13 protein-coding genes are annotated in these 12,762 nt (G+C 44.7%); 10 read left to right on the top strand and 3 right to left on the bottom strand.

All coding sequences use genetic code 11. The features are described from left to right. Positions 1-3 precede the first annotated feature (3 nt). The 9 genes from RYL27_RS04380 to RYL27_RS04420 all read left to right on the top strand — a co-directional run bounded on the left by RYL27_RS04380 (position 4) and on the right by RYL27_RS04420 (position 7,795). A complete protein-coding gene (locus RYL27_RS04380) occupies positions 4-831 on the top strand; it encodes a TlyA family RNA methyltransferase (protein WP_314345433.1) in 828 nt (275 codons plus the stop codon). 201 nt (positions 832-1,032) lie between these two features. Continuing rightward, a complete protein-coding gene (locus RYL27_RS04385) occupies positions 1,033-1,848 on the top strand; it encodes an NAD(+)/NADH kinase (protein ID WP_314965504.1) in 816 nt (271 codons plus the stop codon). Between the two features lie 12 nt (positions 1,849-1,860). Continuing rightward, on the top strand, positions 1,861-2,313 hold the full coding sequence (locus tag RYL27_RS04390; protein WP_314633388.1) for an arginine repressor: 453 nt from the start codon (positions 1,861-1,863) through the stop codon (positions 2,311-2,313). A gap of 17 nt (positions 2,314-2,330) precedes the next feature. After that, a complete protein-coding gene (gene recN, locus RYL27_RS04395; protein ID WP_314965507.1) occupies positions 2,331-4,007 on the top strand; it encodes a DNA repair protein RecN in 1,677 nt (558 codons plus the stop codon). A gap of 121 nt (positions 4,008-4,128) precedes the next feature. Then, positions 4,129-5,574: a glycogen synthase GlgA gene (gene glgA, locus RYL27_RS04400; protein WP_314965509.1), complete on the top strand. Its 1,446-nt coding sequence runs from the start codon at positions 4,129-4,131 to the stop codon at positions 5,572-5,574. 131 nt (positions 5,575-5,705) lie between these two features. Then, entirely contained in the window at positions 5,706-6,176 is a 471-nt protein-coding gene (locus tag RYL27_RS04405; protein WP_007157000.1) for a divergent PAP2 family protein, read from the top strand. Continuing rightward, positions 6,154-7,149, top strand: a complete 996-nt coding sequence (locus tag RYL27_RS04410) for a peptidylprolyl isomerase (protein ID WP_314965511.1) — start codon at positions 6,154-6,156, stop codon at positions 7,147-7,149. The genes RYL27_RS04405 and RYL27_RS04410 overlap by 23 nt, the downstream gene beginning before the upstream one ends. A 137-nt stretch (positions 7,150-7,286) precedes the next feature. Next, the gene (locus RYL27_RS04415) at positions 7,287-7,547 is read left to right on the top strand and encodes a type II toxin-antitoxin system Phd/YefM family antitoxin (protein WP_314965513.1); all 261 of its coding nucleotides are present in this window, start codon (positions 7,287-7,289) and stop codon (positions 7,545-7,547) included. Next, positions 7,535-7,795, top strand: coding sequence for a Txe/YoeB family addiction module toxin (locus RYL27_RS04420; RefSeq protein ID WP_314965515.1), 261 nt, complete (start codon positions 7,535-7,537; stop codon positions 7,793-7,795). Before RYL27_RS04415 ends, RYL27_RS04420 begins: the two co-directional genes overlap by 13 nt. A gap of 137 nt (positions 7,796-7,932) precedes the next feature. On the opposite strand, the gene RYL27_RS04425 is transcribed toward RYL27_RS04420, so the two are convergent. The 3 genes from RYL27_RS04425 to RYL27_RS04435 form a co-directional block, all read right to left on the bottom strand. Beyond that, entirely contained in the window at positions 7,933-8,787 is an 855-nt protein-coding gene (locus RYL27_RS04425; RefSeq protein ID WP_314965517.1) for a DegV family protein, read from the bottom strand. Between the two features lie 146 nt (positions 8,788-8,933). Next, a complete protein-coding gene (locus tag RYL27_RS04430) occupies positions 8,934-10,640 on the bottom strand; it encodes a hypothetical protein (RefSeq protein WP_314965519.1) in 1,707 nt (568 codons plus the stop codon). Next, positions 10,637-11,557 (bottom strand): AAA family ATPase, encoded by a 921-nt coding sequence (locus RYL27_RS04435; protein WP_183682637.1) that lies wholly within the window; start codon positions 11,555-11,557, stop codon positions 10,637-10,639. Before RYL27_RS04435 ends, RYL27_RS04430 begins: the two co-directional genes overlap by 4 nt. Positions 11,558-11,886: 329 nt before the next feature. Here RYL27_RS04435 and RYL27_RS04440 point away from each other — a divergent pair. Next, positions 11,887-12,762, top strand: an 876-nt coding sequence (locus tag RYL27_RS04440) for a carbon starvation CstA family protein (RefSeq protein ID WP_314965521.1), incomplete at its 3' end; no start/stop codon positions are given.

Below are 12,762 nucleotides of genomic sequence, written 5' to 3' on the forward strand. Positions count from 1 at the left end.
AGCATGGCTGGAAAGAAGGAACGGCTGGATGTTCTTTTGGTGGAAAGAGGGCTTATGGAAAGCCGGGAAAAGGCTAAGCGAGCCATTATGGCAGGGCTGGTTTTTGTCAATGGGGAAAAGGAAGATAAGGCCGGCAGCAGCTTTCCGGAGGACGCGGAGATTCTTGTGAAGGGAAAGGCTCTTCCCTATGTGTCCAGAGGGGGCTTGAAATTAGAGAAGGCACTAAAGTCTTTCCCGATTTCTTTGGAGAATAGAGTTTGTATGGATATCGGTGCTTCCACCGGAGGCTTTACGGATTGTATGCTTCAAAACGGAGCGGTGGAGGTTTATGCCGTAGATGTAGGCCATGGACAGCTGGATTGGAAGTTGCGAAATGATGAAAGAGTGCACTCCATGGAGAAGTGTAATATTCGCTATGTGGAGGAAGAGGACATTTTAGCGCTGGGAGAAAAACCCTCCTTCTTTTCCATAGATGTTTCTTTTATTAGTTTAACCTTGGTGCTTCCTGTAGTAAAGAAGCTGGGGAAGCTTCCTTCTCAGGTAGTTTGCCTGATTAAGCCTCAGTTTGAGGCGGGAAGAGAACAGGTGGGAAAGAAAGGCGTAGTACGGGACATTGCCGTGCATCAGGAAGTGATCCGAAAGGTTCTGTCCTTTGCTTCTTCCATCGGTTTCTTGGTGCAGGGCTTAGACTTTTCTCCCATTAAGGGGCCGGAGGGAAATATCGAGTACCTTTGCTTTTTGGAGGATAGAGGAAATGCTGAGGAGGCATTATCGGAAGCTTGGGAAGATGAGCTTATGCGAATTACGGAAGCTTCCCACCAGGATTTATAGTTTTGACCACTGTCCTAATTAAGACATATCGTTTTCGTAAAGTTTACAGCAAGGTTTATAGCTAAAATAAAAATTCATTGTAGAAATTCAAGTTAAGATAAAATTTAGTGCAGGAATAAAAGCTTAAATAAAATTCATTGCAGAACTTATAGTTTAAGCAAGCTAGAGGAAGATATGCTATACTAGAGAGGAAAGAAATACATGAATTTGGCACTCATTGTGAATCAAACAAAGCCAGAGGCAGAGAGCTTCCAGAAAATCATAGAAGAAGAATTAGCGAAGAAAGGCATTCTTCTCAAGATTTTTTTGAATAAGGATTTTTCCAGAGAAGATTTTGTGGGTATGGACTGCCTGATTACCTTGGGAGGAGACGGCACGATTCTCCATACCACAGGGGTTTTACAGGGAATGCCGGTTCCGATTTTAGGAATCAATGCGGGACATCTTGGCTACCTTACGGAGATTCGCCAGAGAAGAAGGATTGCGGAAGCCATAGAACGGCTTGTGGCAGGGGATTATGTGGAGGATCGGAGAGCTATGCTTTCCGGCAGCATTTTCCGACAGGGAAAGGAGATATTTTCAAGATCCGCCTTGAATGAGCTTTTACTTTCCAGAGTGCGAGGGGTGTCCATACATCATTTTCAGGTTTTTTGCGACGGGATGGAAATGGTTCGCTATTCCGCAGACGGTATCATCATTTCCACGCCTACAGGTTCCACCGCCTATAATCTTTCTGCGGGAGGACCCATCATTTCTCCGGAAGCGCCGGTATATATCATGAATCCCATCTGCGCCCATTCTTTAAATGCCAGAGCGGTGGTTTTGGATAATCGGAGAACCCTGGAGATTGTGATGGAAGGGGGAGATCAGGTGCTGTCCTTTGACGGAGAGGCTCCTATCGAACTTTTGGCCGGAGATGTGGTGCGAATCAGGAAGGCCAAGGAAGAAACGGTTTTAATTAAATTTTCCAAGGAAAGTTTTCTTCATACTTTGCGAGAGAAGATGGCAAACTTATAAGAGAGGTTTTTGATGAAAAAGACAAGACAGGATAGAATTCTTTCTTTAATTGAAGAACAGGATATTGAAACCCAGGAGGAGCTGGCCAGACAGCTACAGCTGGAGGGGTATTCCGTAACACAGGCCACGGTGTCCCGGGACATCAAGTCATTGCAGCTTACGAAAATGCAAAAACACGGCAAGATGGTTTACCAGAGCCTTTTAAAGGAGTCTCCGGAGAGAGATTTGGAGAAATTTGTCCGGGTTATGCGGGACGGCACGGTATCCATGGCGGTGGCAGGTAATATTTTGGTCATCAAAACCCTTTCCGGTATGGCAAATGGAGTGGCTATGGCCATTGACCAGCATCATTTTTCGGAAATCGTGGGAAGTCTTGCAGGAGATGATACCATCTTCTGTGTAACTTCCGGAGAGAAGGATAGTCAGGCTTTAAAGGATAGCATCGAAAGCCTGATGAGAGGCTAGCAAATAAGGAGGAAGGCATGCTGGATCGACTGCTGGTAAAAGATTTGGCTTTGATAGAGAAATCCGTTGTAGAGTTTTCCGGCGGCTTAAATGTCTTAACCGGAGAAACCGGAGCGGGAAAGTCTATTTTGCTTGGCTCCATTCAGCTGGCTCTGGGGCAAAAGGCCAATAAAGATCTGATTCGTCATGGAAAGGAGCAGGCCATTGTGGAGCTGGATTTCTCCTTAACGGGGGAGGAAGTGCGCCGGATTCAGGCCTTGGAAGAGGATTTAGAGCTGGAAGAGGAAAGACTCTTGATTCGCAGGAAGATTTCCGAAAAGAAGTCCGATATTCGTGTCAATGATTTAGGGCTTACCCTGTCTAAGCTTCGGGAAATTACCGGCGGTCTTTTGGATTTGCACGGACAGCATGAGCATCAAAGCCTGCTTCGGGAAGGTTCCCATTTGGAAATCATCGACGGCTTTCGGAAAAAGCAAGGGGGAAAGCTTTTAGAGGAAGTGGCGGATGCTTACCATTTGCTACAGGAAAAAAAGAGAGCCTTGCAGAAATTTTCCCTAAAGGAAGAGGAAAGAACAAGGGAGCTGGATTTTCTGGATTTTGAGATTCAGGAGCTTGCGGACGCCCATCTTTCCGAGGGGGAAGAGGCGGAACTTACTAAGGAATACAGCCTTTATGAAAATATGGACAGGCTGAAGAGTCTGCTGCTTTCCGCAAAGGAAAGTCTGGAGGAAATGGATTTTCACCGTCCCATTCAGGCGGTGGAAGAGGCCAAGGACTTTGATGAAAGCCTGAAGGGGCTTTCCGACAGCCTGTATGATTTGGAGGCGGTGGGAGAGGATTGCCTTCGCTCCTTAGACCATTATCTGGATCATGCGGAGGTGGATGAGGAAAAGCTTTTTACTCTGGGAGAACGGCTGGAACAGATTCGCAGAGTCATGATGAAGCATGGAGGCACGGAAGCTAAGGCTCTGGCTGCATTGGCCAAGAAAGAGGAAAGAAGAACTTTTCTTTTAGACTATGAGAAGGACGAAGAGAAGGCAAAGAAGGCCATAGTGGAACAGGAAAAGCTCCTACGAGAGAAGGCAGTGCTGCTTTCCAAGGAACGGCAGGAGGATGCCAAGGTATTAGCCAAGCAAATCCAAGGGGAAATGCAGGAAATGGGCTTCCTGGACACCAAGTTCGAATTTCATTTTCAGGAAAAGAAGGAGCCGACAGAGAAGGGCTTGGATGAGGTAGAGGCTTATGTGAGCCTGAACCCGGGAGAGCCTCTTCGCCCTCTTCGGGAGGTAGGATCCGGAGGAGAGCTTTCTCGCATTATGCTGTCCATTAAGACGGTGTTGGCGGATACAGAGGGTGTTTCTACATTAATTTTTGATGAGATTGACAGCGGAATTTCCGGAAGAACCGCGGAGAAGGTGGGAGAAAAGCTTCAGAAGATTGCTAAGAATCACCAGGTGATTTTGATAACCCACCTGCCCCAGATTGCGGCAAAGGCAGACCATCATTTTCTCATTGAAAAGACGGTGGAGAATGGAGTCACCCACACAGGGATTCATCCCTTAACGGAGAAGGAATCCATAGAAGAGCTGGCAAGGCTTCTTGGGGGAGATGAGATTTCGGAGGCTTCCTTGGAAAATGCAAGAGAGCTGAAGGCAAAGTCCAAGGCGAAGAAGGCTAAGGCTTCGAATGCATAGAATGAGGAAGCAGTGTGGCGATTTTGGAATAGCAAAATAAGCAAATACATGTATCGGCTATCGATAAGAATGTAGTTGAAAAGTATCGGAAAAGCATGTGATATTTAGGAAGGAGGATAGGATGAAAAACATTTTATTTCTTGCATCAGAGGCGGTTCCCTTTATCAAAACAGGAGGTTTGGCGGATGTGTGCGGTTCTTTGCCCAAAGCTCTGGATTCCAATTACTTTGATTGTAGGGTGATGATTCCCAAATACATGTGTATTCCGGAAGATAAAAGATGGGAATTGCAATATAAGACCCACTTCTATATGGATTATCTGGGACAGTCTCGTTATGTGGGAATTTTAGAGAAGGAAGTGGATGGAATCTTATATTACTTCATTGACAATGAATACTATTTTTCCGGAAACAAACCCTATGGAAACTGGTACTGGGATTTGGAAAAGTTCTGTTTCTTCTGCTATGCGGCTTTGTCTGCCCTTCCTCTTTTGGATTTTCATCCGGATGTGCTGCATTGTCATGACTGGCAGACCGGTTTGGCACCGGTTTTGTTAAAGGATCGTTTTGCGGGAGGTGAGTTTTTCCGTTCCATTCGTTCCGTATTTACCATTCACAATCTTCGCTTCCAAGGGGTGTGGGATATTAAGACCATTAAACGCTTTACCGAGCTGTCGGATTATTATTTCACACCGGACAAGCTGGAATGTGACAAAAATGGAAATCTTTTAAAGGGAGGCTTGGTTTATGCGGATGCCATTACCACCGTCAGCAAAACCTATGCCAGGGAGATTCAATATCCCTTCTTCGGGGAGGGCCTGGAAGGCCTTTTACAGGCCAGAGACCATGACCTTCGGGGAATCGTAAACGGAATTGACTACGAGGAATGGAATCCGAAGCGAGATCCTTTCTTGCCTGCCCACTACGACTCTGCTTCCTTCAGGATGGGAAAGCCGGAGGTGAAACGGGCCTTGCAGGAGGAGCTGGGCTTGGAGGTGGATCCGGGTTGTATGCTGATCGGAATGGTTAGCCGACTAACGGACCAAAAGGGTCTGGATCTTTTAGTAAGAGTTTTTGATGAAATCTGCCAAGATAAGATTCAGTTTGTGGTTTTGGGTACAGGCGAGGATGGCTATGAGAATTTCTTCCGTCATTACGCATGGAAGTATCCCAAGAAGGTTTCTGCCCAGATTTACTATTCTGAAGAGAAGAGTCATAAAATCTATGCAGGCTGTGATGCCTTACTGATGCCCTCTCTGTTTGAGCCCTGCGGTCTTTCCCAGTTGATTGCCCTTCGCTACGGCACGGTTCCTATCGTTAGAGAAACCGGAGGACTTAAGGATACGGTAGAGCCCTACAATGAATATGAAGGAAGGGGAACAGGCTTTTCCTTTGCCAATTACAATGCCCATGAAATGATGGCAAGCATCCGTTATGCGGAGCAGGTGTATTATGACCATCGGGAGGCTTGGGAGGAAATGATTGCCAGGGGCATGGAACAGGATTATTCTTGGAAGAGTTCCGCTCTTCAGTATCAGGAGCTTTATGACTGGCTGGTGGAGAGATAAATACTTTCAGCGAAAGGTAAAGTACTAAAAATAAAGCTGAAACTGCTGCAGCTAAAGTATATAGAAGGTATTAAAACGTAGTAGGCTGTAATGATAAAAGAAAAGCCGAAGAAAGGAAACATAGAAAAAGCATGACGTTTCAAGAGCAACTTTTAGACAATTATTTATTGATCTCAGCTCTGCTATCCTGGTTTGTTGCCCAGGTTTGTAAGACAGCGATTGATGCTTATTTTAATAAGGGAATAAATTGGGAGAGAATGACCGGTTCGGGAGGAATGCCCTCCAGCCATTCCTCTACAGTGGTGGCTTTAGCCACGGCGGCCGGGATTTCATACGGAGTGGATAGCGCTATTTTTGCGGTGGCTCTGGTTTTTGCTGTTGTGGTAATGTATGATGCCACCGGCGTCAGAAGAGAAACCGGAAAGCAGGCAGTGATTTTGAATCGTCTCTTACTGGATAATCCCTTTGCCTGGACCGGTAAGGAATTTGAAAAAAAGCTAAAGGAATATGTGGGGCATAGTCCCCTGCAGGTTTTAATGGGAGCCATTTTAGGTCTTGCCATTGCAGTAGGAATGGGGTATGTCTATGGCTATTTTGGATAAGAAGAAAAGGATAAGGCGGTTTTTCTGCCTTATCCTTTCCCTGCTTTTTCTTCTAAGTTCCTGTAAAGGAATTGCCATCAGCGGAAAAACGGAGAATATCCCCGGTTATACTGAGGCACAGGCCATGATTGTGGTGGGCTCTGAGCGAAATCGGATTCAAAATGTGATGGGGAAGGAAGTTTGGGATCTCCCTGTAGCCGGACAGGTGGAAAAAACTTACGGAGAATATTTCTTGGCAAAAACCAAAGAGTTTCTGCAGGATATCCGTACTTTGAATCTAATGGCAGAGGAAAAGGGAATTATTGCCAACGGCACGGAGATGGAAAGCATTAGAACTGCGGCCAATGCCTTTTACCAAAGTCTCAGCGAAGAGGACAAGGCCTTCTTTGGAAACTGCAGTCTGAAGGACGTGGTGGATATGTATGTGGCCTACTTTGTGGCGGAAAAGACGGCAAAGTCCCTTTTGGCCAATGTGGATACGGAATTAAGTGCGGCGGAAGCCAAGGTGATTTCTGTGGAACAGATTGTGGTACAGGATGAAAATCTGGCGAAGGAGCTGGAAGAAAAGGTAAAGCTTGCCGGAGCCAATTTCTCCTATTATGCCAGACAGTATTCCGAGGATCCGGAATTGCAGAAGAACTTGGCCTTTGGAGAAAGGGAGGATGAATACGCGAAGGTGGCCTTTTCCTTAGAGGACAATGAGATTTCCTCGGTATTTTCTCAGGATGGAAAGTACTACATTTTAAAATGTCTAAGCTCTTATGATGAGGAGGCTACCAAGGAACGAAAGGAGAGGCTGGAGACAGCTATTCGCTCCCTGCATTTTCAGGAAAGTTACGAGGCCTATCAAAAAGAGCATATTGTCCGCTTCCGGGAACCCTTCTGGAAGGAAATCGACCTTCATAGTCATGAGGGAAGCACCGCGGATTACTTCTTTTCCTATTATCAGGAGAAGGTGGCGGAGGTGAAATAATGAATGGGCTACTTACTCAAATAAAAATATTTGAGACTTATAGCATGAAAATATATTTTTGCGACTTTTCAAGGGATAAGAATAGTGATAGCCTTAAGGAGACGAAAAATAATTAAGTATAGCTAGAGGAGAAAAATATGATTATTACAAGTGAGAAAAAATTCAAAAATAATTTTGATGACTATATTAAGTCCTTAGATACAAATCGTGAGATAGCAGTAACAAGGGATGAGGGAGAGAATTTCTTTGTGGTTTCTGAGAGCTACCTGAATAGCTTAAAGGAATCTCTTTATATCGAGAGCATCCCTGATTTAAAAGAAAAAATATTAGAAGGAATCAATGAGCCAATCGATGAGTGTTTGTCCCGTGAGGAGCTTAGAAAACAATGTATGAGCTAAGGTTTACTAAACAGGCATCAAAGGACTATAAAAAAGCATTCCAGTCAAATTTAAAGGATATTTTTGGAAAAATTTTAGACGAGTTGGAGCAAAATCCTTATCAGCCTCCTACTGAAAAATTACTGGGATACCCGGTTCCTACATTTTCAAAGCGTGTAAATATAAAACATAGAATTGTCTATAATGTTGATAATGAAAATAATATAGTTAAAATACTATCGATGTGGTCTCATTATGAAACTATATAGATGAATACCATAAATATAAATGAATATAGGTCTCATGGAGTGATTTACTCATGCTCCATGAGACCTATTGTTTGTAACCTATACTATAAATGTTAAAAAATAATTGTGGATTCCTAATCTTCTACTTTAAAATCTCTTTAAAGTGCGGCAACAATTCCCTGATCGTTAGCATAAATGGTGGCTACACCGGCGGCATCGGTCACCACAATTTCTTTAAAGCTTCCTTCCTTCAGGAAGTCTTCTTTTACCTGCTCTGCCCGCTCCGGAGCATTGACATGGGTGATTACCAGTCGCTTTTCTTTTACCGCTTCCGCACCCCCGGCACGTTCAACGGCTAACTGCACCATTCTCTTTAAGGCCTTCTGTATACCTCTTTGCTGGTCCAATTTTACAATGGTACCGTTTACCGCACCCATAACGGGCTTAATGTTTAAGGCGGAAGCCAAGAAGGATTTTACGGCGGAAAGTCTACCGTTTTTCCGTAAGGTTTCCAGGGACTCCAGTACAAAAACCGTTACGATGTCGTTACATTTTTTCTCGATAATATCTACCACTTCCACAAAACCTAGACCTGCTTCCTTACACTCCTGAATGTCCAGGCAAAGCTTGCATTCTCCGGCGGAAGCGGACTTGGAGTTAAACAAATGAATCTTCTTGGGAGAATCTTCATGGGCTTCCGTATAGAGGTCAATGCCGATTTTGGCCGCCTGATAGGTACCCGAAAGCTGGTCGGAGAGGGTTACAATATAGACTTCATCCGCATCGGACTCTTCGATGGCTTTCTGAAAGGCCTCCGGAGAGGGGCAGGCGGTTTTCGCTCCGATGGAGGATGAGGCCATTTTTTTGATGAAATCTTTCTGATCGAAATGCTCATCATCCATAATTCTGTATTCCCCGATTTCCAGGCTTAGAGGAACCATACGAAAATGAGGATCCGCCTTCATTTCCGGTGTAAAATCTCCACAGCTGTCACAAATAATCTGATATTTCATAGGGTTTTCCCTTTCTAAGTAGTTTTCAATACTACATCCATTATAGGACAATGCAGAGTACTGTCAAGGTATAGCTTGATTACTTGATTCCGGTCTTTGATTACTCTCTTTTTATTTTTTATCCACCGGAAAAATCTTTATTCTATTTACATTCTTTGGATTTCCGCCTGAATCATTTTCCCCATAAGCTCGGAAAAATGCTCTAAGGACTGGACCTTTACAAAGTTTCTACCGAAAATCTTCTGGGCATTGGGAACGTCCTTGTCCTTTCCGGTATAGGCCAGTAGTACATAAATATCTTCCATATGGGCTTTATGCACCATTTCCTGAATGTCGGAGATGGCCAAATCTCCGGAATAGTTTCTGGCCTTGTTCTTTACCTCCAAAAGGTCGTTGGGGCTTAGATCCGTAAGCCAGATCACCAGGCGATGGGAGGCGGTGTTCTCCTTTAACTGCTCCAAAACAGCGGAAAGCGCCAGGCCGTCCCGGTTTGCTCCGGTGGTGAAGTAACGGAAAATTTCTTTATTCTTATTTCGTTCCGTATAGTCCCGATAACGATTCAAAACCGTATAGCCGCTCATGGAGGAGTAGCCGAAAACCCGAACCGGAATCCGACAGTTGTCCAAAGCCTTTGCCAGAATATAGCCCTGCTGAGACACGGTTTCCATCCGATGAATCTGGGAGGAAGAGGCATCCAGCAGTAGATCCACCGTAAGAGAGCCTTGACTGTCCGCGATTTCCTTTTGGAAAATTTTATTGTGGCCCTTTAAATATAGGGGCTTCCACAAAAGAGAGGGAATCAGTTTTCCCTGATTGGAAAGGACGAGTCCGGGCTCCAAGCTGCTTAACAAGGCATTTTTCAGCATTTGACTAAGGCGAAAAATCTGTGTCTGGTTATAGCTTGCCTCTTTTTCATAGGCCTGTTCGTTTTTCTTTCGCTGGGCTTCCATTTCCTTCCGCATCTTCGCGGCGAAGCCTTTTAGATTGTCCTCTTCCTTACCGTTGGTAAAATACAGTCTTGCTCCCTGATGGTTTCCAATGCAGCAGGCTTTTTCCATGGCTTCGGATTTTTTCTTATCGAAGAGAGGCTGTCCGAAATAGCTCTGAATGTATTTTCGCAGACCTTCCTCGGTGATTTTTTGGTACTTTTCGGAGGCGGTTTCCACATCCCGGCTGTCCGCCCCTCCTTTACTTCGCTCTAAAAGCCCCAAAACCAGCTTTTTCGGTGCTCCGGAAGAAGTACCGTTCTCGTCTTTTAACCAAAAGAAAAGGTGCGGAATCTTGAATTCCCGCTTTTTCTTCTGCATGGCAGCCGGAAGACCGGGAAGATAGGTGAAATATTTTTGTAAAGTCTTGGAGAGACTTTGAATCCATTCCTCGGTATTCAGCCCCCCGGAAATTTCCACTTCTTTTAGAAGCTTTCGATCCACCAGATCCGGCAGACCGCAGTCCTCTCCCAAGGCTGTCTTATAATGTCCTTCTAAGATCCAGCCTTCTCGGCTTTCCGCAATACTGGGAATAAATTCCTGAAGCTTCCGTTTGCAATATTCTCTACGAAGGAGAGCCAGACTTTCTCTTAGAGGACTTTCCTTTTCGAAGGTGGCATTTTCCAAAGCCAGCCAAAAGAGCGTTTCGTAGGTTTCCTGCCCCAGAGTTTCGTGAAAGGTGCTGTAGAATGCCGTTAACTTCTTCCAGTCAAAATGGGTATAGCTGGCGCCAATGATGGTATTCCAATAAAGGTCTGCCTTGCCCTCGTAATCATACATACGGTAGCCGGGAGAGACCTTATAGTTATGGGCGCCGTTCCAAATCATATTGGCGGCCCGTTTTTTTTCAAATTCTGTCAGCATCATAGGAAAATACGCTCTCCGGAAAGCTCTTTAGGAATTCTGGCATCCAGTAAATCCTGTACCAACTGTCTTTCGTAAAGGTCAAAGGACTTGTTCACAAGTCCCATTTCCAAAGCCTTGGATACGGATAAGCCCTTCTGCATTGCTTTAATGGAAGAAATCAAACCTCTAAGGTCTAAGCTCCTGCTGGAAATTTCACCCCCGGAAACCTTTTCCTGAATTTCAGAAAAGAGGAGGGCAAACTGCTTTCTGTATTCCTCCGATAAGTTCGGAAACTGGTGCATTAAAAGCTTATCCAGATTCTCCGCGCTGATCACCGGCATGTGGAGCACCAGAAAACGGGAAGCTAAGGCCTCATTTACCTCTCTGGTTCCTGCATAACCATAATTCATGGTGCCGATAAAGCGGGTAGCTTCATGCAGGGGGAACTGGCCGTAGCCCGGCAGGTCGATGCTGTGACGGAAGTCCAGGGTGGCATGAAGTACCGCCAAGGATTCATTTTTCGCCATATTGATTTCGTCTAAGATGCCGAAGCCCCCACGAAGGGCACACTCCAGAATCGGTCCCTTACGAAGCTTAACTTCTCCTTGGGAAAAGGTATCGCTACCCACCAGGGAGGAGGCATCTGAATTGACATAAAGGGAAATATCCCATTCCGGACGGGAAAATGCCAGAGCCAGTCCCTGGGCTAAAACGTTTTTGCCCGTGGCCTTAGGACCGTCCAAAAGCAGGTTTGCTCCGGAAAGCAGGGCGGCAATGGCGGCTTCCCAGATTTCCTTTCCGTAGTACAAATACTCCATTTTCGGCAAACGCTTTTCGTCCTCTTCTTCCAGCTTGTAAAAGGAACGGAAGGAGCGCAGCTCCTCTAAAAGCTTTTCCGAAATACCTTCTTCTTCTAAAAATGTCAAAATATCCTTCATTTTCTATCCCCTATCTACTTTTATTATTCTTTCTGACGGCTATTTTACCGCAGTTTAGTACAGAAATCTTAAAATTCCTAATCTTTTATTTGAATAGCACAAAAAAATGTAAAAACTATCCTTTGATTTTAGAGGATAATGTATGTGTACAAAATACAAAATTGCTATTTATTTAACAGATTATCGTCAATAGAAAGGAAATTTAGGCAAATAAACTATAATAAAGTACTTATTGATTTTGAAATAAATGGATAAAATATTGAAATTTCTGTGAACAAGGTGTATTTTTAGTTTTGCACAAAATTGAGGAAAGAAGGGGAGGATTACTTATGGTTACCTTTATGATCGGCCTTGTGATTCTCATCGTCGGCGGAATGGCTATGGGTCGCCTTTGCGATCATGTATTCCAGCCGGACGACAGAGAGACACCGGCTTACGCCAAGCAGGATGGTGTGGATTATGTTCCGATGCCTACTTGGAAAAATGCTTTAATTAACTTACTGAACATTGCCGGAACAGGACCTATTCTTGGACCGATTCAGGGTATTTTGTTCGGACCGATTGCACTGCTTACCATTCCTATCGGAAATGTTATTGGCGGAGCGGTACATGACTACTTTGCGGGAATGATTTGTACTCGTGACGGCGGAGCCCAGATGCCGGAAATGGTAAGACGCTATACCAACAAGGCAGTGTTCTGGATTTATGATGTGTTTGTATGCGTGCTTTTACTCTTGGTAGGAACCGTTTTCATTTACACCCCCGGAGACATTACCGCAACCCAGGTATTCGGATTCAGCGGTGCGCCTACAGAGGCTTCCACCTGGATTATCTACGGTATTATTTTCGCATACTATTTAATTGCTACTGTATTCCCCATCGATAAGATTATCGGAAGAATCTATCCTATCTTCGGTGCAATCCTGGTATTCTCCGCAGTAGGTGTATTTGCTGTAATGGTAATTTCCCATTACCCATTAGTAGAGATTTTCGGAAACTGGAATACTCCTTCCTTTAACTATGGAGATTATTTCTGGACACAGAACTTTTTCCCGATTTTCTTCGTAACCGTAGCCTGCGGAATTCTTTCCGGATTCCACTCTTCCCAGACTGCTCTTGTAGCAAGAACCATTAAGAGTGAGAAGGACGGAAGAATGACCTTCTATAACATGATGGCTGTAGAAGGCTTCATCGCCATGGTATGG

The sequence above is a fragment of the Oribacterium sinus genome, from assembly GCF_963537195.1.
Taxonomy (GTDB): domain Bacteria; phylum Bacillota; class Clostridia; order Lachnospirales; family Lachnospiraceae; genus Oribacterium; species Oribacterium sinus_A.

Excerpts from the sequence above, each read along its gene's own strand:
- RYL27_RS04435 (WP_183682637.1), bottom strand. The coding sequence starts at position 11,557 with ATGAAGGATATTTTGACATTTTTAGAAGAAGAAGGTATTTCGGAAAAG.
- RYL27_RS04415 (WP_314965513.1), top strand. The coding sequence starts at position 7,287 with ATGATTATTACAAGTGAGAAAAAATTCAAAAATAATTTTGATGACTAT.
- RYL27_RS04380 (WP_314345433.1), top strand. The coding sequence starts at position 4 with ATGGCTGGAAAGAAGGAACGGCTGGATGTTCTTTTGGTGGAAAGAGGG.
- recN (WP_314965507.1), top strand. The coding sequence starts at position 2,331 with ATGCTGGATCGACTGCTGGTAAAAGATTTGGCTTTGATAGAGAAATCC.
- RYL27_RS04430 (WP_314965519.1), bottom strand. The coding sequence starts at position 10,640 with ATGATGCTGACAGAATTTGAAAAAAAACGGGCCGCCAATATGATTTGG.
- RYL27_RS04390 (WP_314633388.1), top strand. The coding sequence starts at position 1,861 with ATGAAAAAGACAAGACAGGATAGAATTCTTTCTTTAATTGAAGAACAG.
- RYL27_RS04410 (WP_314965511.1), top strand. The coding sequence starts at position 6,154 with ATGTCTATGGCTATTTTGGATAAGAAGAAAAGGATAAGGCGGTTTTTC.
- RYL27_RS04420 (WP_314965515.1), top strand. The coding sequence starts at position 7,535 with ATGTATGAGCTAAGGTTTACTAAACAGGCATCAAAGGACTATAAAAAA.
- RYL27_RS04405 (WP_007157000.1), top strand. The coding sequence starts at position 5,706 with ATGACGTTTCAAGAGCAACTTTTAGACAATTATTTATTGATCTCAGCT.
- RYL27_RS04425 (WP_314965517.1), bottom strand. The coding sequence starts at position 8,787 with ATGAAATATCAGATTATTTGTGACAGCTGTGGAGATTTTACACCGGAA.
- glgA (WP_314965509.1), top strand. The coding sequence starts at position 4,129 with ATGAAAAACATTTTATTTCTTGCATCAGAGGCGGTTCCCTTTATCAAA.
- RYL27_RS04385 (WP_314965504.1), top strand. The coding sequence starts at position 1,033 with ATGAATTTGGCACTCATTGTGAATCAAACAAAGCCAGAGGCAGAGAGC.